The sequence below is a fragment of the Nitratireductor rhodophyticola genome, assembly GCF_019891355.1.
Classification (GTDB): domain Bacteria; phylum Pseudomonadota; class Alphaproteobacteria; order Rhizobiales; family Rhizobiaceae; genus Nitratireductor; species Nitratireductor rhodophyticola.
The window spans coordinates 164387-187142 of the sequence record NZ_JAHSSF010000001.1; the positions used below are offsets into that span (position 1 = coordinate 164387).

17 protein-coding genes and 1 tRNA gene are annotated in these 22756 nt (G+C 62.8%); 10 read left to right on the plus strand and 8 right to left on the minus strand.

Going from position 1 to position 22756, the window contains the following annotated elements; translation table 11 throughout:
- The first annotated feature begins 71 nt into the window (after positions 1-71).
- Complete coding sequence (locus KUG85_RS00765; protein WP_223003816.1) at positions 72-932, plus strand: helix-turn-helix domain-containing protein; 861 nt, start codon at positions 72-74, stop codon at positions 930-932.
- Positions 933-993: 61 nt separating this feature from the next.
- Here the strand turns inward: KUG85_RS00765 and KUG85_RS00770 are convergent, their stop codons facing one another.
- Together KUG85_RS00770 and KUG85_RS00775 are read right to left on the minus strand one after the other, a co-directional pair.
- Positions 994-1536 carry a BA14K family protein gene (locus KUG85_RS00770; RefSeq protein ID WP_223003817.1) on the minus strand — a complete coding sequence of 181 codons (543 nt, stop codon included), beginning with the start codon at positions 1534-1536 and terminating at the stop codon, positions 994-996.
- Between the two features lie 163 nt (positions 1537-1699).
- On the minus strand, positions 1700-2149 hold the full coding sequence (locus tag KUG85_RS00775; protein ID WP_223003818.1) for a BA14K family protein: 450 nt from the start codon (positions 2147-2149) through the stop codon (positions 1700-1702).
- Between the two features lie 231 nt (positions 2150-2380).
- On the opposite strand from KUG85_RS00775, the gene KUG85_RS00780 reads away from it, so the two are divergent.
- On the plus strand, positions 2381-3496 hold the full coding sequence (locus KUG85_RS00780; protein ID WP_065815000.1) for an endonuclease/exonuclease/phosphatase family protein: 1116 nt from the start codon (positions 2381-2383) through the stop codon (positions 3494-3496).
- 24 nt (positions 3497-3520) lie between these two features.
- Here the strand turns inward: KUG85_RS00780 and KUG85_RS00785 are convergent, their stop codons facing one another.
- The 3 genes from KUG85_RS00785 to KUG85_RS00795 are packed head-to-tail and all read right to left on the minus strand — an operon-like array spanning position 3521 to position 6671.
- Positions 3521-4729 carry an ABC transporter permease gene (locus tag KUG85_RS00785; RefSeq protein ID WP_223003819.1) on the minus strand — a complete coding sequence of 403 codons (1209 nt, stop codon included), beginning with the start codon at positions 4727-4729 and terminating at the stop codon, positions 3521-3523.
- Entirely contained in the window at positions 4729-5445 is a 717-nt protein-coding gene (locus KUG85_RS00790; protein ID WP_223003820.1) for an ABC transporter ATP-binding protein, read from the minus strand. The genes KUG85_RS00785 and KUG85_RS00790 overlap by 1 nt, the downstream gene beginning before the upstream one ends.
- On the minus strand, positions 5442-6671 hold the full coding sequence (locus tag KUG85_RS00795) for an efflux RND transporter periplasmic adaptor subunit (protein ID WP_223003821.1): 1230 nt from the start codon (positions 6669-6671) through the stop codon (positions 5442-5444). Before KUG85_RS00795 ends, KUG85_RS00790 begins: the two co-directional genes overlap by 4 nt.
- Positions 6672-6807: 136 nt before the next feature.
- Between KUG85_RS00795 and KUG85_RS00800 the strand changes: the two genes are divergently transcribed.
- From KUG85_RS00800 to KUG85_RS00810, 3 genes are all read left to right on the plus strand, one after another.
- Positions 6808-7725 (plus strand): PhzF family phenazine biosynthesis protein, encoded by a 918-nt coding sequence (locus KUG85_RS00800; protein ID WP_223003822.1) that lies wholly within the window; start codon positions 6808-6810, stop codon positions 7723-7725.
- Between the two features lie 106 nt (positions 7726-7831).
- A tRNA-Lys gene (locus KUG85_RS00805) sits at positions 7832-7907 on the plus strand.
- A 168-nt stretch (positions 7908-8075) separates the two neighbouring features.
- The gene (locus KUG85_RS00810; RefSeq protein WP_223003823.1) at positions 8076-8744 is read left to right on the plus strand and encodes a protein-L-isoaspartate(D-aspartate) O-methyltransferase; all 669 of its coding nucleotides are present in this window, start codon (positions 8076-8078) and stop codon (positions 8742-8744) included.
- 275 nt (positions 8745-9019) lie between these two features.
- Here the strand turns inward: KUG85_RS00810 and KUG85_RS00815 are convergent, their stop codons facing one another.
- Both KUG85_RS00815 and KUG85_RS00820 read right to left on the minus strand, forming a co-directional pair.
- Positions 9020-13639: a translocation/assembly module TamB domain-containing protein gene (locus tag KUG85_RS00815; protein ID WP_407673622.1), complete on the minus strand. Its 4620-nt coding sequence runs from the start codon at positions 13637-13639 to the stop codon at positions 9020-9022.
- Positions 13636-15540, minus strand: coding sequence for an autotransporter assembly complex protein TamA (locus KUG85_RS00820; protein ID WP_065815005.1), 1905 nt, complete (start codon positions 15538-15540; stop codon positions 13636-13638). The genes KUG85_RS00815 and KUG85_RS00820 overlap by 4 nt, the downstream gene beginning before the upstream one ends.
- A gap of 325 nt (positions 15541-15865) precedes the next feature.
- Here KUG85_RS00820 and KUG85_RS00825 point away from each other — a divergent pair, with 325 nt between their 5' ends.
- From KUG85_RS00825 to KUG85_RS00835, 3 genes are all read left to right on the plus strand, one after another.
- On the plus strand, positions 15866-17233 hold the full coding sequence (locus KUG85_RS00825; protein ID WP_407673623.1) for an acetyl-CoA C-acetyltransferase: 1368 nt from the start codon (positions 15866-15868) through the stop codon (positions 17231-17233).
- Positions 17233-19335, plus strand: coding sequence for a 3-hydroxyacyl-CoA dehydrogenase NAD-binding domain-containing protein (locus tag KUG85_RS00830; protein WP_223003824.1), 2103 nt, complete (start codon positions 17233-17235; stop codon positions 19333-19335). The genes KUG85_RS00825 and KUG85_RS00830 overlap by 1 nt, the downstream gene beginning before the upstream one ends.
- A gap of 67 nt (positions 19336-19402) precedes the next feature.
- On the plus strand, positions 19403-19585 hold the full coding sequence (locus KUG85_RS00835) for a DUF3008 family protein (protein ID WP_025030485.1): 183 nt from the start codon (positions 19403-19405) through the stop codon (positions 19583-19585).
- A gap of 112 nt (positions 19586-19697) precedes the next feature.
- Here KUG85_RS00835 and KUG85_RS00840 read toward each other — a convergent pair whose 3' ends face one another.
- On the minus strand, positions 19698-20900 hold the full coding sequence (locus KUG85_RS00840; protein WP_223003825.1) for a pyridoxal phosphate-dependent aminotransferase: 1203 nt from the start codon (positions 20898-20900) through the stop codon (positions 19698-19700).
- 205 nt (positions 20901-21105) lie between these two features.
- Here KUG85_RS00840 and KUG85_RS00845 point away from each other — a divergent pair, with 205 nt between their 5' ends.
- Positions 21106-21813 carry a nitroreductase gene (locus KUG85_RS00845; RefSeq protein ID WP_223003826.1) on the plus strand — a complete coding sequence of 236 codons (708 nt, stop codon included), beginning with the start codon at positions 21106-21108 and terminating at the stop codon, positions 21811-21813.
- A gap of 273 nt (positions 21814-22086) precedes the next feature.
- Positions 22087-22677: an EF-hand domain-containing protein gene (locus KUG85_RS00850; protein ID WP_223003827.1), complete on the plus strand. Its 591-nt coding sequence runs from the start codon at positions 22087-22089 to the stop codon at positions 22675-22677.
- Positions 22678-22756 lie beyond the last annotated feature (79 nt).

Here is a 22756-nt window from a genome sequence, read left to right on the forward strand (position 1 = left end):
CACATGGCGGTGTTGTACTGACATGGCCGATATTGATACAATTATGGCGTTCTATGGCGAGGGAGCGCCCGATGAGGCCGTTTCTTGAGACATTGCCAACCGTGCCGGGTGCATCCTGGAGCATGCTCAACCGGCGGCTCGACGATGGCATTCCCTTCGAATGGCACCACCATCCCGAATACGAGCTGACGCTGACGCTCAATTCGAAGGGGCAGCGTTTTGTCGGCGACCATGTTGGCGAATACGGCGATGGCGATCTGGTGCTTGTGGGGGCGAACCTGCCGCACACATGGGCCTCGCGCGCCAGGCCGGACCCGGCGCAGCCACATGTGGCGCTAGTCATGTGGTTTCGTCATGAATGGGCGCAGGCGCTGGGGGAGGGGTTTGCCGAACTGCGTCCCATTGCCGGGCTTCTGGCGCGCGCGGAGGCGGGACTTGCCTTTTCGCCACAGGTTTCCCGTCGGGCGCGGCCGATGATTGAATCCCTGTTCGAGGCGGAACTGGCCGAGCGGTTTCTCGCGCTGGTCAGGGTTCTTCTGCTTTTGGCCGGGGACGGGGATGCCGAACCTCTTGCGAGCACGGTGGCCGCCCGCGACCTCGACCGTGCCGACCGCGAGCGGATCGACCGGGTATTGCTGCACATCCACACGCACTATGCGGAAGGCCTCAGCAATGGAGATCTGGCCGGGATCGCCGCGCTCAGCGCGTCCGGCCTGCATCGCCTGTTTCGCCGGCACATGCGCACCAGCATTTCCGACTATGTGATGCGGTTGCGCATCGGCGAGGCCTGCATGCGCCTTTCATCGGGAGACCAGCCAATCAGCCATGTGGCCGAGGCGGTGGGCTATCATTCGCTCGCCAATTTCAACCGACAGTTCAAGGCACTGCGCGGCATGACACCGCGTGCCTATCGGGGGCTGTTTCGCGGTTGAGCGTCATGGCTCCCCGCGGAGGGCGGCATTCTGGAGCGCTCCCGCTTTTCCTGGAATTGCTCTATCGCCCATAGGGCGAGACGCAGCGCCTGCGCGGTCCCTTGTAGGGCTGAAAGCTGTTGTCGCCGGCCCGGTAGGAGCGATATTTTTTGCTGCACCAGGCAAGATGTGCCGCACGGGCATTGTGGCCCGGATAGGCGCGCGGCATCGCCCGCTGGTAGGTGCGTTTCGGCTGGTAGCGCCAGTAAAACGACCGTGTTCCATGCCGCGGCCTGAAGAGCGGCCGTCCCGGGCCGTAAACATCGTTGAAGCCGTAGAAATAGCCTGCAAAGCGGCCATGCGGATCGTGCCAGCGCGACCATGAGGGAATGGCGCGGTCGTGAAGCCGGTACATCGTGCGGCAACGCTCTATCCAATGGCGGCGATGCATGTCGCCCAGCGTCAGTTGCATGCGGCCGGGAAAGAGACGCCGCATCGCGCGTCGTTCGTTCCAGTTGTCCAGACAGACACGGTTCCCGGCCGAAAGAACCAGACGGCCGGCAGACGCATTCTGGGCGCCGAGCAGACAAAGAGCGACAATCAGGACCAGTTTCAAAGAACGCATTTTATGCAACTCCAGATAGATTTTCTGGACTTTAGTCGCGTCCTCCCGTCATAAAAGTCGGATTGTCGTAACAGTTTTTGCAAATTGTTCCGGTGCAGGGATCCGGCCATGAAAAATGGCGCGGACCGGCCGCGCCATTCTCGGTAATCCAGCCTGCTTCCTCCTACCGGAAATACGGTGAGACGCAGGGCCTGCGCGGGCCGTGATAGGGCTGGAACGTGTTGTCGAACGCCCGATACGACCGATAGCGGTTGTAGCACCAGCGCACATGCGCACGGGACAGCCTCACAGGCCGGCCATAATAGGGACGGGCAGGGCGCGGGCGAACGTGGTAGGGCCGGTAGTAATAGGGAGCGGGGCGGCCAAACTCGAAGTAGAAGCCCGCCCGCGGGCGATGCCGGTGCCACTTGCGGCGCTCGTGGTGGCGGCGCCATTTCCTGCGATCCCGCCGGTCGACCTGCACGACAGGTGTTTCAGCTGCCGAACGCTCTACCGCACTCGAGGCTGCACCGCTGGCGATGCCAAGCGCATTGGCGTTTGCCGGCGCACCGACGAAGACGAAGCCCAGGGCGAGCAGGCCCGAACAGGCGATTTTTGTCAGTCCGTGTTTCATAGTGGTCTCCTGATTTCCAGACCCCCAAAAAATGCCCCTTCATCTCCTTCGCTTTAGCAATGTCAGAGATGCTTATAGTATCAGAAGCAAGCATAAACTCCATGAACGTGTGATGAATGGCGACCTTCACGGGCCTCTGAGCCAGGCAGCAGGGACGAAGGGCAGGGGCGCGATCGGTGCGGGCCAGGATGCGGGCTTGTAATCCGCGCTGCACCGTTTAAACGTGCAGGCATGTCGCTCCGGCTCGCCACTTTCAACGTCGAAAACCTGATGAACCGGTTCGATTTTTCCGGGTTCCGCAACGATTTGCATCGGGATCGCGCGCTTTCGCTCTACGAGATCGAGGATGAGGCGCACTATCGCGCGCTCGAACAGGCGCGCGCCATTGCGCTGACGGACGACGCCAGGCAATTGACCGCGCTTGCGATCGCCGCGACGCGTGCTGATATTCTGTGCCTTCAGGAAGTCGACAATATCGCTGCGCTCAAGGCATTCGAATACGGCTACCTCTTCAAGATGATCGGCAATGGCTACCGCGAGAAATATTCCGCTTCCGGGAATGATTCACGCGGCATTGACGTGGCGGTGATGATGCGGCCCGAGACCGCGCATGGTCAGCCGATTGAATTTGAGCGCATGACCAGCCACGCGCATCTGACCTTCGCCGATCTCGACCTCCACAACGAAGCGCTGGCGGAACTCGGGATCGAGCCGCAGGACCGCATTTTCCGTCGCGACTGTCTGGAACTCGACATCAAGGTCGGTGGGCGGCCCATGACGCTTTACGTCGTGCACTTCAAGGCCATGAGCCCGCCGCGCAACGGCATGGACGGGCGAGAGGCCTCCATGCCGGTACGAATGGCCGAGGCTGCGGCGGTTCGGCAGATCATCGAGGAGCGCTTCGGTGGAGCGGAGCGGGCTTCTGCGAAGCGCTGGGTCATCTGCGGTGACCTGAACGACTATCGCGAGCGCGTCGTCATTTCCGGTGAAGCGCATGAGGGCTACCGGTTCGAGCCCGTGCGGGAGCCGCTTTCGAGCGTCAACATGCTGACGGCCGGCGGTTTCTGCCAGAATCTCGTCGAACGCCGCCCCGAGATGGACCGCTGGACGCTTTATCACACGCGCGGGCCGGAAGAACGTCACCTTTGCCAGCTCGACTATCTGCTTGCCTCGAAGGCGCTGGCGGAGCGGAACCCCCGTGCGGTTCCGGATATTATCCGCTCGGGGCAGCCCTGGCGCACGATCTTTCCACCGGAACAGGACGTGCCACGCTTTCCGCGCGTTGGCTGGGATCGTCCGAAGGCATCCGACCATTGTCCGGTGGTTGTTCAGCTCAACATTACCTGACCGGGCGGGCGGCGCATTCAGCGATCATTCATGCCGCAGGGCGTCGATGGGATCGAGCCGCGCACCGCGCAGTGCCGGCAAGAAGCCGAAAACGACCCCAATCATGACGGAGACAGCCGCGATTGCGCTGATCGCCGAGAGGCTCGGCACAAAGCTGACATTCATGAATGCGGTGACGACCCATGCAATGGCAAGGCCGAGCCCGATGCCGATCAGCCCGCCGAGCAGCGAAAGCACGGATGCCTCGGTCAGGAACTGAACCAGAATGTCGCGCTGGCGTGCGCCGATCGCCATGCGGATGCCGATCTCACGGGTGCGTTCGGTTACCGACACCAGCATGATGTTCATGATGCCGATGCCGCCCACCAGCAGGCTGATGGCGGCGATGGCGCCGAGTATGGCCGTGACATTGCCGATGATGCTGCCCGCCTGGCGCATATATTCGGCCATGTCATCAACCTGAAAATCGTCGTTGCGCCCAGGTGCTATTCGGCGGAGACGGCGCATCTCTTCGGCAACCCGCACTTTCAGTGGCGCAACCGATGCCTCGCTGGGAGCGTTGATCAATATCTGGGCAAGCTCGTTCCTGCCGCTGATCCGGGATTGAAAGAGACCGAGTGGAATGAGGGCGAGTGCGTCCTGCTCCCCGGCGAATGAAGCGCCCTTAGGTGCGAGTTCACCGACGACCCGGCAATGGGGGCGGCCGATGCGAATGCGGGCTCCGATAGGGTTCTCCGTGCCGAAAAGGGCGTTGGCCACCTTGCTGCCGATCACACAGGTTCCGGCATGGCTGGCCACCTCGAGGGGAGAGAGCAGGCGACCGCGCTTCAGCGTCCATTCGCGCAGCGTGAAATAGGATTCGCTCACGCCCCGGATCTGTGCCGAGAGACCACGCGCCCCATAGGAAACGCGTAGCCGGGTTTCGGCCTGGGCGGCAATGGTTGCGTGCTGGCCAATGGATTTGTCCAGGTTCATCAGGTGCTCGTTTGTGAGTGGCTGCACCTTGATTTCGGCTGGCGAAGCGGGATCACGAACCATGCCGGCAAAGACGAAAATCAGGCGACTGCCCTGGCCGGCCATTTCGGCACGTATCTGCTCCCTGGCGCCGCCGCCGATGGTCAGCAGTGCGATCACCGCCGCCACGCCGATGATGACACCCAGAAGCGTCAGGAGTGAACGCATCTTGTTGCGGGCGATGGAGCGCAGCGCGAGACGGACAGACTCCAGGAACATCAGACTGCCGCCCCGGCATCGCTGTCGAAGGCGATGCGTCCGTCTCGAAAGCTGATCTGGCGGCTGGCAAAGGCTGCGATGTCGGCCTCGTGGGTCACCATGACGATGGTCAGCCCGCGTTCACGGTTGAGCGCCGTCAGCAGTGCCATGATTTCGTGGCTGCGCTCGGTGTCCAGATTGCCGGTCGGTTCGTCGGCCAAGAGCAGGGTCGGCTCCGACACCAGTGCGCGGGCGATGGCGACGCGTTGCTGCTGACCGCCGGAGAGGGCGGCCGGTGTGTGGTGCCTGCGTCCTTCGAGCCCGACCTGTTCCAGAGCCTTTTCGGCCATGGCGCGTCGCCCAGGGGCCGGAAGACCACGGTAGATGAGTGGAAGCTCGACGTTTTCGAGTGCCGTCGTCCGGGGAAGGAGATTGTAGCCCTGAAACACGAATCCGATATGCCGGTTGCGCAGTTCCGCCCTGCTGGAGTTGTCCAGCCGACCGGCATCCGAGCCCATGAAACGGTAGCTGCCGCGGAACGGAACATCGAGGGCGCCGAGAATGTTCATGGCGGTGGATTTCCCAGAGCCCGAGGGCCCGGTTACGGCGGTGAATGTTCCCCGTTCGATCCCGAAACTGACGCCTGAGAGTGCATGGACCTGTGTGTCGCCCCCACCGTAGCTGCGCCACACATTCTCGAATACGAGAAGCGGCGCGGTTTTGCCCGGCGCGTTCATTGCGCGTGCGCACCGGTCAGATCGCCGGTGACGACGCTCTGGCCCTCCGACAGGCCGGAGAGCACCTCGACCTTCTCCCAGTTGCGCACGCCAAGCCGCACACGTACCGGCTTTAGCTTGCCGTTTTCAAGCACGTGAACGAGGGCGGAGTCCTGCGGCTCTCCGGGCTCCTTCAGGGCCGGCTCCTCTTCAATGATCTGCGGCCTGTACCGCAAAGCGCTCGCAGGGATGAGGAGAGCGTTTTCGGCTTCGTCCGTTTTTATCGACACGGAAGCGGTCATGCCCGGGCGCAGCTTGAGGTCGCTGTTGCGCACGTCGAGATTGGCCTCATAGGTAACCAGATTGTCATCGCTCTTGTGGGCGAAGGACACATCGCGGATCTCCGCGCTGAAGGTCCGGTCGGGATAGGCGTCGACCGTGAAACTCGCCTCCTGCCCCTGAGCGACCGCGCCGATATCGGCTTCGTTGATTTTTGCGATCAGCTCCATCCGCTCCAGGTCTTCGGCGAGGATGAAGAGCACACCGTCGTCGGACGAGGCGAACATCGTTTTGCCCGGTTCTGCACTGCGCGAGAGCACCACGCCATCGATGGGCGAGCGGATCGTCGTTCGACTGAGATTGAAGCGCTTGAGCCTGAGTTCCACCTGCTTGACCGAAAGATCGGCCCTGGCAGTGGCGACGCGGTTCTGCGCCCGATCATATTCGGCCTGCACGTCTTCCAGCTTCTGCTCGCTGAGCGCGTTTTTGGCTCTGAGAGCCCTGGCGCGAGCGAGCTTCCTTTCTGCTTCCTTCAATGAAATCCCTGCATCGGACAGGCTTGCCCGAGCTGTTTCCACAAACGCCTCCCCGCGTTCCACCTCATATTCGAAAACCGTGGAATCGAGCTGCGCGAGGATGTCGCCGCGCCGGATGCGCTGATTTTGTCGAACGGGCACGGACTGAACCGTGCCTTTCAGCTCGCTTGAAATCTCGATCTGTGTGCGCGGGCGCAGGACGGCCGTTGTCGCGACCCGTGCGACGAGATTGCCACGTTCCACGAGCTGGCTCGCATAGGCTGCTTCCGGCTGCCCTGACCGGGCGCCTGCAAAGAACCAGATGCCGGCCGCCAACAAGGCTGCACCCGTCAGCAGCAGGGGCCAGCGGCGTTTTTTTCTCGATGACCTGGCTTTATCGCTGGGGTCTTGCGCGATCGCCGATGCGACCCCGCCGGATTCATGATCGGTCATTTTCATGGTCCGCCTGTCGTTTGCAGCGCGCCCCGTTCGCGGTGACGTGGTATGACGAAAGTGGGCAAAAGATGGCAAAGCGATGCCGGATCGACCGTATTGTGCGAATAGCGTGCATATTTCCGTGAGAGGCGAGATGACTGGGCGAAACTATTATATTTACGACGTTTTTTCCGATGAGGCTCTGGCGGGAAATCCGCTGGCCATCGTGCTCGATGCAGAGGGCCTCGACGATACGGCCATGCAGCGGATCGCGGGTGAGTTCAATCTCTCTGAGACCGTGTTCGTCCTGCCAGCGGAGCATGACAACCACACCGCCCGACTGCGCATCTTCACACCCCGTACGGAACTGCCTTTTGCCGGACATCCGACAGTCGGCACAGCCATTGCACTGGCGGAGCGGGCGGGCACCGGTGGCGACGGCATTCGGACCTCCATCCTGATGCTCGAAGAAGCGGTGGGGGCGGTGCGCTGCGCGGTGACGGTCGGGAAGAACGCGGCCTATGCGGAGTTCGATCTGCCCAGGCTTCCGGTGTCTTTGCCGATTCCGATCGAACCGGAGGCGGTGGCTGCGGCCCTCGGGCTCGGGCATCATGAAATCGGGTTCGAGAACCACGCAATCAGCACCTGGAGCGCCGGCGTGCCCTATGTGTGCGTGCCTGTCGCCGATCTGGATGTCGCGCGCCGTGCCCGGATCGACGCAGCGCTCTGGCGCTCGCTTCTCCCCGAACTGGAGGGGCCGGCCGCCGCTCCTTACATTTACTGCAGGGAGACGGTGAACCACGATCATGCCTTTCATGTGCGCATGTTTGCCCCGGACGACGGGATCGCTGAGGATCCGGCCACCGGCTCGGCGGCGGCAGCCTTTGCCGGTGCGATCATGCAGCACGATGCCCTGGTCGACGGGTCGCATGGTCTGCTGATCGAACAGGGCATTGAAATGGGGCGACCGTCCAGCATTCGCCTCGAAATCGATGTCCACGGGGGTGCGGTCGAATCCGCCCGCATCGGAGGCCATGCGATCCGCGTGGCGGAGGGCAGGCTGTTGATTTGAGCAATAAGTGACAAACTCGTGTCAGAGTGTCTTGCATGCTTGCACGAAACCGTTTAAGGAGCCGGTCATTCGGTTGACGGCGACCTGATTGCCGCACGAAACGGTCGGGTGATTAGCTCAGTTGGTAGAGCAGCTGACTCTTAATCAGCGGGTCACAGGTTCGAGCCCTGTATCACCCACCAAACCTTCTCTCATCAGCGTTTGCGCGAAAGCTCCGGGGTCCCAGGCAGCCAAGCTATGCATGTTCCGCGCGCCGTTATGCATCAGGTCATAGCCGCAAGGATGGACGTTGAGGACCGTTTGGCGGCATTATGGGATATCGACGTTTCCATGATTGAAGCTGGGCAGGTTTGAGCAGCAACACCGATACCCATATCAACGAAAACCGCCGCAGCGAAATGCTGTCGGTGCTGAGACGGCGCGGCATTGCGTCCGAAGCCGTGCTCGATGCGATGGCTGAAGTGCCGCGCGAACTGTTCGTGCCGGCGCATCTTTCCGAACTCGCCTATGAGGATGGCGCTCTGCCCATCGGCGACGGGCAAACCATATCCCAGCCCTATATCGTTGCCCTTATGACGGAAGCCGCCGATCTCGGGCCGCAAAGCCGGGTGCTCGAAGTGGGCACGGGGTCCGGCTATTCGACCGCGATTCTCTCCCGGCTTGCAGGCCATGTGTTCTCGGTTGAACGGCATGATTCGCTGGCAATTGCGGCGCGCAGGCGTCTGGCCGACGCCGGCTATCTGGACAATGTCAGCATTGTCGTCGGCGATGGAACGCTTGGATTGCCTGAAGAGGCACCGTTCGACGCCATCGTCGTGGCGGCAGCGGGGCCGCGTGTGCCGGAGGCGCTGCGCGTGCAGCTTGCACCGGGCGGGCGGCTTGTCATGCCGGTCGGTTCGGCGTCCGGTCCGCAACAGCTTAATTGCATTGTCCGGGAAGGCGAGAACTCATTTCGAACGGAGACGCTGGCGCCGGTCTCCTTCGTGCCGCTGATCGGGGCGCAGGGCTGGCAGCGTTAATGCATGTCGCTTTCAAATGAATTCATTTGAAAGACAACGAACATGCATCATTTGAAAGTGTTACAGCGTCCTTTGCGCGTCTTATAAGACGCGCGGCGCTGTAGGGTGGATTGCGGCATACCCGCCAGGCCGGGAATTGGAAAAATGAAACTTCGTTTGGAACCTTTGTTGCCCGGGCGGGTTCATGCTCAAGGCGCGCCCCCACCATCCCCCCGACCCGAACCAAGCGCGCCGTTTGCCGGCCAGTTTCACTGGCCGGCTTTCTTTTGTGCGGATCAGTAGTCTTTTTCGAAGAAGATACCGAGGCTTGAATTGCCGTCGGACCCGACTGCACCGCGCGCCTTCAGATCTTCGGTGATGTCGAGATTGATGGTGCCGCGTGTCGTGCCTTTCGCGCCTGCCTCGACCCCCAGATAGATGTTGTCCTGGATATAGCGACCGGCGCGGACGGCGGCGTTGCCCTCGCTGTCGGTAACGACATCCAGATCGTCCAGCCCGGTCGCGTTGCGCAGCGAGCCAAGGAGCGAGGTGTTGGATCCTCCGGCAAGCTCGGCTGCCGCCGCCGCAAGCTGGGCGATCTGCACGGCGGAAAGCTCGTCGATGCCGCGGTTGAAGATAAGGCGCGCCAGAACCTCGTCCTCAGGCAGTTCGGGCTGCGAGGAGAATGTGATGTTGAGGTCGGAGACACGGCCCCTGACATTGATGAAAACGATGATGTCGTTGCCGCGCGAGCGGGCGACGAAATCGAGCTGTGGGTCGAGATCGCCCACAAGGGTCACCTGGCCTTCGTCGAAGGTGATGCGCTGGCCGATGATGGACAGACGCCCACGGATCAACTTGAACCCGCCGACCGGCTGGATATTGGTCACCGGCCCCGTCAGCCTGACCGAGCCGCCGAGCTCGGCGTCGAGGCCCCGTCCGCGCACGAAGATGCGCGCGGGTGCCGTTACATTGACGTTGAGCCGCATGACGCTCGGGCGCGCCGAGGGCATCGGCGTGCCGTCGTCGGCGCGTGCGCGCTCCAGTGTCCGCTGTACAGCCGGCGGTGGGTTGAGATGACGCACGTCGATCGCCGAAGCGCCGCCACCAAGGCTTTCAGGCACAATGATCTCGGCGCGTTCGATGTTGACCTCGCCGGCAAGCAGCGGGTCGCGGGTGAGGGGGCCGGTCATGGAGAGCGCGCCGTTGACGGTCGCCGTCACCATTTCGCCGTCGGTGTGTCTGGCATTGTCCAGACCGATCCTGAGATCGGCGGGAAATCCTGCCTGTGCATTGGTCGAGATTGTGCCCGACACCGAAACCCTGCCGCCGGCTGCCAGCGCCGCCGACCCTTCCGTGATCGATATGCGATCGCCATTGACGGCTGCTGCCAGACGTACGTCGCTGATGCGCAGATTGGTGAGCGGATCGACCGCGGAGGCATTGGCGGTGGATATGGTGCCGTTGATGACCGGGTTGGCCACTGCGCCGGTGACACGGATATTGGCGGAGGCCGTGCCGGAAATCTGGGTGCCGCGGTCGGCGAGAATGCGGTTGGCGATTGAAAGCGGTGCGGTACCCGCCACGTTTAAGCCAAGGCCTGCGCCGGACAGCGGAATGGTGCCGCTCGCCTCGATGCCCAGCCCGGACGGGCCGTCGGCGGTCAGGCGGGCGAGCTGTACCGCATTGCCCGAATAGCGCCCGCTCGCGGCAAGCTGAAGCGGGCCGAGGCCCGCGCTGGTCAGGGGCGCGGCCCGCAGGCCGCTTGCGCGCATGTCGAAGCTTGCCTGCGGTGCCGCGAGCCTGCCGGTAACGCGGGCGCTGCCCGTCACCTGACCGGAAAGGTCCTGGCCGCGCACGACCCGGTTCAGGGCTGCCAGCGGGAACGCGTTGAGCGCCACATCCATGGAGAGCTGGCTGTCATCGAACGGCACCGTGCCGCGTGCAGACGCGTTCAACCCTTCAGGGCTGGTGACGCTGGTGTCAACGTTCAGCCGGTTGCCTTCGCTCGTTCCTGTCGCGTCTATCGTTAGCGTGCTGAGGCCCGCCTGCGCGAGGACCGGGGAGGTGATGCCACGCCCGTCGATGTCGAAATTCACGAGCGGCCTGTCGGGCGTGCCCTTGATGTCCGCCTTGCCGTCAAGCGTGCCACCGAGGCCGAGATCGGGCTGGATCGTGTTGGCGATGGCAAGCGGCACCCGCTCAAGATTGACGGCCAGATCGAGAACGTCGGCAACACGGCCGCCGGCGGTGATGCGCCCGCCCGCGACATCGATGGCCAGCGGATCGAGTGTAAAAGCGCTTCCCTCCACCAGGAGGGAGGTGGGTTCCACCAGCCGGGCCTGAACCGCGCCCTGCTCGAGGCCGAGGCGGTTGAGCCGGACACGATAACCGTCGCCCGCGGGCGCAAGCGCGCCCCGGGCTTCAAGCTGTGTGCCCTGGTCGAGAAGGGCCTTGCCCTCGAAATCCGTGGCACCCTCATTCTGGCGGGCGGTGGCTTCAAGCCGGGCGATGCCCACGCCACCGGCGCTGATGTCCTGCGCATTGATGGAGCCCACGACGGCGGGCACGCCGAAGAGGTCTTCCACAGTGGCCGCAACCGTGGCGCTCGAAACCCGCGTCTGTTCGATTTCCAGATCGCGAATGGTGGCGTTGATGTCGGCGATCTGACGATCATCAACCTGTGACAGGGAGAGATCGGCCTTCACACTGCCGGTCGCCTCACGCAGAAACAGGGCCGCGGCGGTCGAGACGTCGGCGGCATCGATGCTTATTCTGCCGTCGATAAGGTTTTTCCGAACATCCTGAATGATGTTGCCGCTGGCGGTCGCGCCGCCGGCCCGAAATGCGAGTTCGGTCAGTTGCCGTTGCTCGGGCGAAAGAAGGAGCCGGCCGGCAAGGTCGACACGCTCACCGGAGAGAAAGGCGTTGCCGTCTATCGTGCCGGTCAGAACCTGCTCTTCGAGCTGGCCGTCGAAGCCCAGCGTGGCTTCGCTGAGATCGCGGCCGGAAAGGCTGCCGCGTGGCGCATCTGCCTTGAATGTGAGGTTGATGCGCCCCTCACCACCCTCGGCGCGTCCCGTGGCTGACAGAGGGCCGGATGCATTCTTTGCGAGAAGTGCCATATCCTCGAGCGCGGCGTCGAAACGGAAGTTTGCGGCGCCAGACGCGAAGGTGCCGTCGGCGCGCATGCTGAACTGATCGTTGGCGAGCCGCAGGTTGCGGGCGGTCAGTCCTTCGGGGCCGCGGGCAACCCCGCCCTCGATGCGTGTGGTGCCGGCAAGAAGATTTCCCGCGGCCTCGTTTTCGATGCGCAGATCGGTTGCGGTGCCGTCGAGATTGAGATCGAAGGCGCCGCTGATGGGGCGCACCGTACCGCTTGCGGTCAGGTCGACCGCGCCACCGAGCGCCTGATCCGCAAGACCGGAGAAGGGGGCGATGTCGGAAGCGCCGAGCTTGATGTCACCGGTGAAGGCGAAGTCGTCAATCTGGCCGGTGAGGGCGGTTTCGAGACCGTTGCCGGAAACGCTGAGGTTTTCCAGCCGTACCGGGTTCCCCGCCTGCCAGTCGCCGCGAGCGGCAATCGTCAGCGCATCACCAAGCGCCTCGGCGATCTTTGCCTGCCTGGCGGTGATCTGCGAGAGGCCGCCGTCGATCTCGAAACTGACGCGGCGTGAAAGCGGGTCGTTGAGGTTTTGGGCAAGCCCGCCCATCGTCAGGACCGTGCGCCCGGCGGCGAATTCGGCGGTCTGCAGCCCGTCCAGCTCGAGCTTGCCATTCCAGCGCTCGGAACCCGCTTCGCCAAAGGTGATTTCGAGCTTCGCCGACTGCAGCGAGGTTTGCCCGCCGGCGACGGGAAGCAGAACGCGCTCGCCCGCCGGATTGGCCACGCCGGCGCTCAGCGAGAGAGCGGTCAGGAAGTTGTCGCTGCCGGTTTCAGCTGCGGCCTCAATGCGCATGGATGCGCTCGAGACCTGAAAATTCTCAAGCAGAATCCCGCCGCCATCCTTCGAGACGCCGTTGACGTTGATGCGCGTTCCTGCACCGAAGAAATCCTGAAACTGGACTGGCACAAGGCGTCGGATGGAGCCGGCAAGACGTGCGGAAAAGCCGAGCCCCTCATCGCGCTCGCGGAACTGCGCCGTGCCGCCGAAGGCAGGCACACCATCAGCCTCAAGCGCAAGCTTCACGTCGAGCGCGCTGAGCGGGCCGCTGCCGGCGAGGGTTACTTTGAGCGGCGGGCGCCCCTCGACGTTGAGAAGGTTGGCAACCACACCATCCGCCGGTTCGTCGAGTACCAGATCAAGATCGAGGATTTCGGTTTCGTTGGAAAACGCAGCCTTGAGCGCAAACTGGCCACCGGGGCCGTCCAGACGCTGGACATCGAAATCGGTATCGAGCGCCCCGCTGTCGATCCTGAGCGCGCCCGTCAGCGAGAGCTCGGCGGCAAGTCCGAAAACCGCCTCGCCGAAGCTTGCCTGCTCGACTTCAAGCTGTTCCAGATTGACCGCCAGCGGCAGTTCGGGGACCTGGAACGACCGCGATTCGGGAGCGGGCAGGCCTTCGTCCGGCAGCGGACGGCGCATCACTTCGATGGTTTCGGCAGCAAGCCTCTGCACTTCAAGGCGCTGGCGAAGCAGAAGCGTGGAACGGCTCCAGTCGATCGAGGCATTGCCTATGCGGAGCCAGATGCCTTCGCGGTCGGCAATGGTGATTTCACCGATGGTTGCCTGCGAAGAGAGGGCGCCGGAAATGCCGGAAATACGGATCTGCCGGTTCGGCGTGGAGAGCTGATCCTCCAGGAGGCGCGTGAAGAATGAGCGCTCCTCATCGGGCGTGCGCTCGCTGGGTGTATCCTGCGCCATGGCCGGCAGGAGGACGAACAACAGGGTCAGAGCTGCGAAAAAGCGGATCAAAACGCTTGTCCTATTCCGACGTAGAAGGCGACGCCCGGGTCGCCGTCTCGCTTGTCGAGAGGGACGGCGACGTCAAGGCGCACTGGGCCGAGCGGGGTAAGATAGCGCAAACCGGCGCCGACGCCGATCCGCACATCCTCGGAGAAGTCCGGGAAGGATTCGGAGCCGACGGTGCCCGCGTCGACGAAGCCGACGACACCGATGGAACTGGTGATGCGGGCGCGCAGTTCGGCGGAGGCCTCCATCAGCGAGCGGCCGCCGGCAATGCCGTTCGCCGTTTCGACGCCGATGTTCCGATAGGCATACCCGCGCACCGAACCGCCGCCACCGGCGAAGAACAGCTTGTCCGGCGGTGTCTCGTCAATCGGGGCGCCAACCAGCGCGCCGATCTTGGCGCGTCCTGCCAGGACGAAGCGGCCATCGCTGCCGAAATCATAATAGGCACGGCCCTCCAGAAGCATGCGGGCAGCCAGGTTGCGGTATTCCATCTCGTAGAACGGTTCGAGCGACAGTTCGGCGAAGTAGCCTTCGGTGGCGTCCGCGGGGTTGTCGCGGCTGTCATAGGTGAGGGTGCCTGCGAGCCCGACTGTGGTGAAATCGCGTGTGCCGAAATCGTCTTCGAAACGGGCGCGGCCGGCATTGGCGAAAAGGCTTCCTGAAAGCTCTTCGGTGAATTCGTGCCGGAAGCCGAACTCGGCGCTGACCGCCGTGCGCGTATACCGCTCGAGAACTTCGCGGTCGCCGAAGATCGACGCCTGGAAGTCCGTGTCGGGCGTATAGACGCCGGGCTTGATGAAAGTCGCGCCCACGCGGTACGTCAGATCCTCCGGCTTGAACGTGTTGCCAATGCCGGAAACCTGACCTTCAAAGCGCAGCCGTTCGGCGCGGCCGAAGAGGTTGCGGTGCATCCAGTAGGCCTGCACGCCGAGCCCGTCGAGCGTCGAATAGGTGCCGCCGACACCAAAACGGCGGGGCAGGCGCTCCTGGACGATGACGGCGAGCGGCAGAATGCCGTCGGCGCCGATCTCGTCTGCTTCCTCGATCCGGGCCGAGCGGAAGACGTCGAGCTTCGACAGCCGCTTGCGGGCCCGTTCCAGATCGTCGGGATCGTATTCGCGTCCGGGCACGAGACCGGTCTGACGCGCAACGAAATCGGGGTCCATCCGTTCCGTGCCGCTGACGGTGACGGCGCCATAGGCGGCACGGCGTCCGGGCTCGACGGTGAGGATGGCGTCAACGGTCTTGCTTTCATGAGCGGCGGTGACGCGCCGCTCCACGATCTCGGCTTTCGCGTGCCCCTGGTGCCGCCACGCTTCGACGGCGAGGCGTCCGGCTCTCAGGATGGTTCCGGATGCTGCGACTTCGCCGGTCTGGAAACCTTCTTTTGCCGGATCTTCCACGCGGTCGTTTCGGTTGAGGGGCGGCGGTGCCTGATTGACGATGCGTGCCTGGCCGAAATGGAACACCGAACCGGGATCGACGGCAACGCGGACACTGGCCGGATTGGCGATGTCGGCGTCGATGGGCAGTTCGGATACTTCCCTTCCGTCGATGGTGATGCTGATTGAGCCACCATAGTGGGCCGAACCATAGAGCGTGTTCAGCAGGCGGCGGTAATCGCCGCGCGCCTTGACGATCAGGCCGGCTGCGCCCGAGGCCGGCTTTTCCCGGTCCGCCCAGAGGGATGAGGCACCCTTGAGCTTCTTCTCGGTATCGTCTGCGCCATAGGGAAGGACGAACTCAACGGTGTAGTTCCACGGTTCGCCGATCGTGTCGGGCTCTTCGGCAGCCTTGTCCTTGCCAAAAACCTTTATGCCAAACAGCTCGAAGGCGCTGGCAGGGGGCGGCGAAAAGGCAAGCATAAGCGCGAGCAGCAACGGCCCGTGCAAACGCCGACCCATCGACGGTTTCGCGTCGATTCCACTCAAACCCGTCTCCCATTCTCGAGCCGAAGTGTCGGTCACCAACCTTGCCGTGACGTTAACGCCCGCCGCCCGTATGCTGCAAAACAGTGCGGTTAAACCACAAACCGCTGGCGCGGCCAATGTGGCTTATCGGGTGTGGCCAGACAATTGTGGCTTAAAGCCGGCGTTATTGGGAATGAAGCCGAATCGGGAACTAGGAAAAGGCCGAACGGTTGTGTCTTCAAAGACAATGATGCTCAACTGCCGCAGCAGGGCTGAACAATCGCTCATCGTCTGGTTTGTAAGGAGAGGTGTGTGTTGAATGGCACAAATGCCCCGGAAGCAGAAGAGTGAGACCCGCAAGACACCGTCGCGCCAGCGGCGCAGTGCGCCCGGCCGGTCGGCTGCGGAGAGACCGGTCTTTATCGTCGACGGAGCGCGGACCCCGTTCCTCCGAGCGCGGGGGAAGCCGGGGCCGTTTACGCCGGTGGATCTTGCCGTCCAGTGCGGACGGCCGCTCTTGGCGAGACAGCCGTTTTCGCCAGAGAGTTTCGACAAGGTCATTCTGGGCTGCGTCAATGTGATCGCCGACGAGATGAACCCTGCGCGGGTTGCCGCTTTGCGGCTTGGCATGGGCGACGCGATGCCGGCCTTCACCGTCCAGATCAATTGCGGTTCGGGCATGCAGTCGATCGATACCGCGTTCCGAACCATTCAGTCGGGAAACGCGGATCTCATTCTGGCCGGAGGCACAGAAGCGCTCTCGCACGCGCCGCTGGTGTGGCCGCAGGAGGGGGCGGCATGGTTCGGCCGGTTCGCCTTCGCCAGGTCACTGCCCGAAAAACTGTCCGCTCTGGGCGCCTTCAGGATGCGCATGCTGAAACCTGTAATCGGGCTCGAACGCGGACTGACGGACCCCGTTACCCAGCTCAACATGGGGCAGACGGCAGAAAAGATCGGCCACATCTTCAACATATCCCGGGAAGCGGCGGACGCCTACGCACTTGAAAGCCATCAACGTCTGACGAGGGCCCAGAAGAATGGTGCGCTGAAGGGGGAGGTGATCCCCGCCGTGACGCGTGAAGGCGTGCTTTATGAACACGATGACGGCGTTCGCCCCGACACGTCGATGGAGCGGCTGGCCAAATTGAAGCCGGTTTTCGAAAAACCCTATGGCAGCGTGACGCCGGGCAACTCCTCGCAGATCACCGATGGGGCCTCATGGGTCGTTCTCGCATCTGAAGACGCGGTCAAGAAACACGGGCTGACGCCGCTGGCGCAGATTGTCGACAGTGCGTGGTCGGGCCTCGATCCATCGATCATGGGGCTGGGGCCGACGCTGTGTTCGACCGCCCTGCTTGAACGCCACAAGCTCGCCCGTGACGATATCGACCTGTGGGAGCTCAACGAGGCTTTCGCGGCGCAGGTGCTTGCCTGCCTTGCGGCGTGGGAGGATGCGGATTACTGCCGCGACGTTCTCGGACTTGAAAAACCGTTCGGGCGCATCGACCGGAAACGCCTGAATGTGGATGGAGGGGCGATAAGCCTCGGTCATCCGGTGGGCACCAGCGGGAACCGGATCGTGCTTCATCTTGTAAACGCCATGCGCAAGCGTGGAGAGAAACGCGGCGTGGCGACGGAGTGTATCGGCGGTGGCCTTGGCGGTGCGATGTTGGTGGAGGTGGTCTGATGGCTGTTGGAAAGACATCCGCCCGTGAGCATCTCGCTCAGAACCGACTTTCGCTAGGTGCGAACACGAAAGAAGTCGCCAAAACCACGCACTGGTCTTTGCGAAGGGACGCGGATGCGATTGCCTGGCTTGTGCTCGACCGCGCCGGGGAGAGCACGAACACGCTTTCCGAAGCGGTCATGGCTGAGCTGGAAACCCTGCTGGATACGATCGAAACGATGCAGGCCAAGGGGCTGGTTATCCGCTCCGGCAAAGCCGGGGGCTTCATTGCCGGTGCTGACATTCGTGATTTTTCAGGTGTGAGCGAGACGGATGCGGTTGAAGCCCGTATGACGCGGGCGCATGAAATCGTCGACCGGCTGGCGGCCCTGCCGATGCCGACGGTGGCGGTTGTCCACGGCCATTGTCTTGGTGGCGGGCTTGAACTCGCGCTCGCCTGCAGGTTCCGGATCGCCGTCGAAGGCGCAGTGTTCGGCTTTCCCGAAGTGCTTCTGGGGCTTCACCCGGGTCTCGGCGGTACATTCCGGCTTCCAGCGTTGATTGCCCCCGTCGAGGCCATGAAGATGATGCTGACGGGCAAATCCGTTCACACCGGGAAGGCGAAGGCGCTCGGGCTTGTCGATGCCGTGATCGAAGAGCGACACGTCGGCAATGCCGTAAAGGCGGCCATCGGCGGGAAACTGAAGCGGCCACGGCGCAGCGCCGGGCTGAGTGGTTTTTCGCTTTTTCGTGGCATTGCCGCGCGGAAGATGCGTTCCATGGCCGCAAAACGCGCCCCGCAGGAGCACTACCCGGCGCCCCATCGGTTGATCGATCTGTGGGAGCAGCACGGCGGCGGGGAAAAAGAGGTGATGCAGAAGGAGGAAATCCGCTCCTTCGCGCGTTTGCTGACCGGCGAGACAGCGCAGAACCTCATCCACGTCTTCTTCCTGCGCGAGGCCCTGAAGGCCGGGGGCAAGGGGAAGAGCGGCATTGCCCATGTTCATGTCGTCGGCGCCGGTACCATGGGCGGCGACATCGCCTCATGGTGCGCCGCGCGCGGCCTGCGTGTGACACTCACCGATCTCGATGAAAAGGCGCTTGCCGCCGCAATCGGCCGGGCCGGCAAGCTGTTCGACAAACGCCTCTACAGCAAGATTGACCGGCGCGATGCCTTCGACCGCCTGATACCGGATTTTGCGGGCGACGGTGTGAGGCAGGCCGATCTTGTGATCGAGGCGGTGGCGGAGAAGGCTGAGGTAAAGCGCAAGGTTTTCAAGGCAGTGGCACCGCTCATGAAGAAGGGTGCGCTTCTTGCGACCAACACATCAAGCATTCCCCTGAGCGAGCTGCGCACGGCTGTTCCGTTTCCTGAAAGGCTGCTGGGGCTGCACTTCTTCAATCCCGTGGCGCGTATGGAACTTGTTGAAGTCGTCGCGCATGACAAGGTTTCGGATGCGGCGCAGGCGCGGCTGGCGGCTTTTTGCGGCTCCATCGACAGGCTTCCCGCACCGGTGAAAAGTTCGCCGGGCTTCCTCATCAACCGTATCCTGACGCCATACATCACCGAGGCATTCCTGATGCTCGACGAGGGTGTGCGCAAGGAAACCATCGATCAGGCAGCCGTCTCGTTCGGCATGCCGATGGGGCCGATCGAGCTTGCCGACCGTGTCGGTCTGGACATCTGCCTCGAAGTGGCCCGAACCATGAAGTCCGGCCTCGACACGCCGCTGCCGGATGTGCCCGGCTGGCTGGAGACGATGGTTGCGGAAGGGCGAACCGGCCGAAAGGTGGGCCGGGGGCTATATGAGTACGACCGGAATGGCGAGCCCCGGAAGAGCGGGCAGCGTCTCGCGCCGCATCCCGCCATGACAGACCGGCTTGTCCTGCCCATGCTCAACACCTGTGTGACCTGCCTGCGGGAAGGCGTTGTCGGCGACGAGAAAACACTTGAGGGGGCGATGATCTTCGCTACGGGCTTTGCGCCGTTTCGTGGCGGGCCTCTGCGATATGCGCGCGCCCGAGGATTCGCCGAGATCATCGCCGTGCTCGAACGCCTGCAGGAAAAATACGGCGATCGCTTCGCACCGGACCCGCACTGGGTGAAACTGCCGGTGACCTGAAAGAAATCGGGAACCCTGCCGGTTCTGAAGCCTTATTCTCCGGGGCGGCAAGCCAGAGGAGGTAAGAATGCCGGCAAAATCCAAGGCGCAACAAAAGGCGGCGGGTGCCGCGCTCGCGGCGAAGCGCGGCGACATGCCCAAATCCCAGCTTCAGGGCGCATCTAAGGAAATGTATGAGACCATGAGCGAAGCGGAGCTCGAAGATCTGGCGGAGACGGACCGCAAAGGTCTGCCAGAAAGAAAGGCGTGATGCTGCGGCTTAGAGCATCGGACCGAAAAGTGGAATCCGATTTTCGGATTGTTCCGATGCTCCATCAATGGTTTGGATCATCCTTTATGCGTCTGGATGGACGCACGGCGATCTAGCCGGCGGCTGCGGTCTGCCCCGATTTGTCGAGCCGGGCCGCGATGAAACGCTGCAGGCGCTTTGCGGCTTCGCGCAGGGTTTCTTCGTCCTGGCACATGGAAATGCGAATATGCCCCCTGGCCGCTTTGCCGAAGCTGGCACCGGGTAATACCGCGACGTCTTCCTCGTTTAGGAAATCCCAGGCGAACTTTTCGCAATCCTCTTCTATGGCCCGGATGTCGAGCATGACATACATGCCGCCTTCCGAGCCGCGCACGATCACACCGTTCATGCCGCGTACCGCATCGAGAAACGCTTCGCGGCGACGCGTGTAAAGCTCCGCGATCTCGCGCAGCCCGAAGCCGTTTTCGGCGGCGGCAATGGCCGCGTGGGAGGTGAAATCGGGCAGTCCATAGGTGGCGACCAGATTGAGGTTGGTCATCACGGCGATCATCCCGGCGGGGCCCGTCAGCCAGCCGACACGCCAGCCGGTCATGCCATGGCTCTTCGACAGCGAGTTGATGACCAGCGTCCGCTCCTTCATGCCGGGCAGGGCGCGGGGCGAGATGTGCTCCTTTTCGGAGCGGATCGTCCAGTAGACTTCGTCCGAGAGCAGCCACAGGTCGCGTTCGCGACAGATCTCTGCGATGCGCTCGATGGTTTCACGGGAGTAGACCGCTCCAGTGGGATTGTTTGGCGAGTTGATCAGGATCGCGCGCGTATCGGCTTCAAGTGCCGCCTCGATCTCTGAGAGGCTCGGTTCGAAATTGTTTTCCGCGTGGGTTTCGATTTCCGTATAGCGCCCGCCGGCTGCGCGCACCGTGCCTGGATAGGTGGCGTAGTAGGGCGAGACGATCACGGCATGGGCGCCGGGATCGAGCACTGCCTGAAAGGCAGCGTAAAGCGCGCCCTGGCCGCCAATGGTGACCATGATCTCGTCAGGGCTGGTCTCCGTGCCAGTGCATTCCTGCGAAAGCGCTGCCAGAGCCGCCCGCAGACGGGGAAGGCCGGGAAGCTGGGTATAGTGGTGATGCCCGCCCCGCACGGCTTCGACACAGGCTTCGACCGTTCCCTCCGGCGTGTCGAAATCATGGTCGCCGACCGAGAGCATGATGACCCTGTCGCCGGCCTGTTTTCGGGTCATGGCGGCGAAGTGGATTTCCCAGCCATTCTTGCCGGACGGGACGATGCCTGAAATACGGGATGAGGGCTTTGGCATTGGTGGCTCCAGGGGCGATCTTGGCATTCGACTTGAAAAAGAGAGGCCCTTCGACTACGAGGACCGGCGCATTGGTCGGCCTTGTAGCAAATCGACCGGCGTGAGAACAGCATAGTAAACGAGTGCATTTGGTCCTGAACGGATTGCGATATTGATGCAGGGGGCCTGTCGCAGATCCGTTCAGACTTCCAGGAAGGATGGCGGCATGTTGGCCCCTGAGAAGAAGAACGAACTGTCTGCTGCGGAGATTGTCGACGAGGCGATGCTGACACGTCGCTCTGTGCGGGCCTTTCTGCCGCGCCCGGTCGACGACGAGACGATCAGGGACATTCTTCGCGTTGCCGCGCGCGCGCCCTCCGGCACCAATATGCAGCCCTGGAAGGTCTATGTGGTTTCCGGCGAGCGCAAAGAGGCGTTGTCCGAGGCGATTCTTTCTTCCGGCGTACGTCCGGAAAAGATCGAGTGGGACGAGTACAAATATTATCCGGACAAGTTTTTCGAGCCCTATCTGGCACGGCGCCGCGCGGTGGGCTATGCGCTCTATAGCCTTTTGGGCATCGGCCGGCGCGAAGTGGAGCGCATGCGCGCCCAGCACGACCGGAATTTTACCTTCTTCGATGCGCCCGTTGGCCTGATCTTCACCATCGACCGCCGTTTGAACAAGGGCTCGTGGGTCGATCTCGGCATGTTCCTGCAATCGGTGATGATTGCCGCGCGGGGGCGTGATCTTCATACCTGTCCGCAGGCGGCATTCGCTCCCTACCACAGGCAGATTCGCCCGATCCTCGGCATTCCCGACGAGGAGATCGTGGTCTGCGGCATGGCGCTCGGCCATGAGGATGTCTCGAAACCGGAAAACGCACTGCGCAGCGAACGTGCGCCGCTGGAGGAGTTCGTTTCCTTCGTTCGCTAAGTGTCTGATCCAAAAGTCGCCAGACCGGGCTGCAAATGGCGTTTTCCTGCGCTTCGGTGCTCACGTACCGCATGTACGCTCCGCTCCGATGCTCGAAAACCGCCATTCTCGCCGCGGCCTGCCGCTTTTTGATTCAGACCCTAAGCCTGTTCTCCGCACCGACGGTTGCTTACGAAATTGTAATTTCCCGGCAAGGTCGTCGTAATGTGCGATCGGCCAAGGTCTCTTCGTTCCCTGCCGCTTCCCTTGCGGCGCCCCTACGAGGAGACAGACATGAAGAACAATATCCTTTTGTCGGCCATGGCTCTGAGCCTGATCGCCGGTTCTGCCGCCATCGCCCAGGAGGCTTCTTCTGACGAGACTGTGCCCCAGGCTACCGGCGAGCGCATGAAAGGCAAAGGCGGCAAGACGATGCGGGGCTTTGCCCGTCTTGATGCGAACGGTGACGGTAGCATCACCATTGAAGAGTTTTCCGCAGTGCGTCTCGAAGGTTTGAAGGCCGCCGATGCGGATGGTGACGGAGTGCTTTCAGAAACCGAGCTTCAGGACATGGTCACGGAGCGCATCGTCGAGCGCCGGACGAAGCGTGCTGCACAGCGTCTCGACATTGACGGCGATGGCACCGTCACCATCGCCGAGATCGAAAGCCAGCAGGCGAAGCGCTTTGCACTCATGGACGCCAATGATGACGGCAAGGTCGACCAGCGTGAAATGCGCCGCGGGTTCCGCCAGATGGCCGACAGGCGCGGCGGGCATCATGGAAAGATGATGCATCACAAGCGCGACCACGGTGGTGGACCGCGCGGTGACATGCGTCCGGGCGAACCGCCGGCTGAGATGGCACCCGACGCCGACAATGGCTGACGAAAATGCCGGGAGGTACGAACTGCCTCCCGGACGATCAAGCCGGTTCGCCTGGGGCTTCCGCGAACCGGCCGATAGG

What these genes read in the sequence shown, in the direction of transcription:
- KUG85_RS00765 (WP_223003816.1), top strand. Translation starts at nt 72, where the DNA reads ATGAGGCCGTTTCTTGAGACATTGCCAACCGTGCCGGGTGCATCCTGG.
- KUG85_RS00770 (WP_223003817.1), bottom strand. Translation starts at nt 1,536, where the DNA reads ATGCGTTCTTTGAAACTGGTCCTGATTGTCGCTCTTTGTCTGCTCGGC.
- KUG85_RS00775 (WP_223003818.1), bottom strand. Translation starts at nt 2,149, where the DNA reads ATGAAACACGGACTGACAAAAATCGCCTGTTCGGGCCTGCTCGCCCTG.
- KUG85_RS00780 (WP_065815000.1), top strand. Translation starts at nt 2,381, where the DNA reads ATGTCGCTCCGGCTCGCCACTTTCAACGTCGAAAACCTGATGAACCGG.
- KUG85_RS00785 (WP_223003819.1), bottom strand. Translation starts at nt 4,729, where the DNA reads ATGTTCCTGGAGTCTGTCCGTCTCGCGCTGCGCTCCATCGCCCGCAAC.
- KUG85_RS00790 (WP_223003820.1), bottom strand. Translation starts at nt 5,445, where the DNA reads ATGAACGCGCCGGGCAAAACCGCGCCGCTTCTCGTATTCGAGAATGTG.
- KUG85_RS00795 (WP_223003821.1), bottom strand. Translation starts at nt 6,671, where the DNA reads ATGACCGATCATGAATCCGGCGGGGTCGCATCGGCGATCGCGCAAGAC.
- KUG85_RS00800 (WP_223003822.1), top strand. Translation starts at nt 6,808, where the DNA reads ATGACTGGGCGAAACTATTATATTTACGACGTTTTTTCCGATGAGGCT.
- KUG85_RS00820 (WP_065815005.1), bottom strand. Translation starts at nt 15,540, where the DNA reads ATGGGTCGGCGTTTGCACGGGCCGTTGCTGCTCGCGCTTATGCTTGCC.
- KUG85_RS00825 (WP_407673623.1), top strand. Translation starts at nt 15,866, where the DNA reads ATGGCACAAATGCCCCGGAAGCAGAAGAGTGAGACCCGCAAGACACCG.
- KUG85_RS00830 (WP_223003824.1), top strand. Translation starts at nt 17,233, where the DNA reads ATGGCTGTTGGAAAGACATCCGCCCGTGAGCATCTCGCTCAGAACCGA.
- KUG85_RS00835 (WP_025030485.1), top strand. Translation starts at nt 19,403, where the DNA reads ATGCCGGCAAAATCCAAGGCGCAACAAAAGGCGGCGGGTGCCGCGCTC.
- KUG85_RS00840 (WP_223003825.1), bottom strand. Translation starts at nt 20,900, where the DNA reads ATGCCAAAGCCCTCATCCCGTATTTCAGGCATCGTCCCGTCCGGCAAG.
- KUG85_RS00845 (WP_223003826.1), top strand. Translation starts at nt 21,106, where the DNA reads ATGTTGGCCCCTGAGAAGAAGAACGAACTGTCTGCTGCGGAGATTGTC.
- KUG85_RS00850 (WP_223003827.1), top strand. Translation starts at nt 22,087, where the DNA reads ATGAAGAACAATATCCTTTTGTCGGCCATGGCTCTGAGCCTGATCGCC.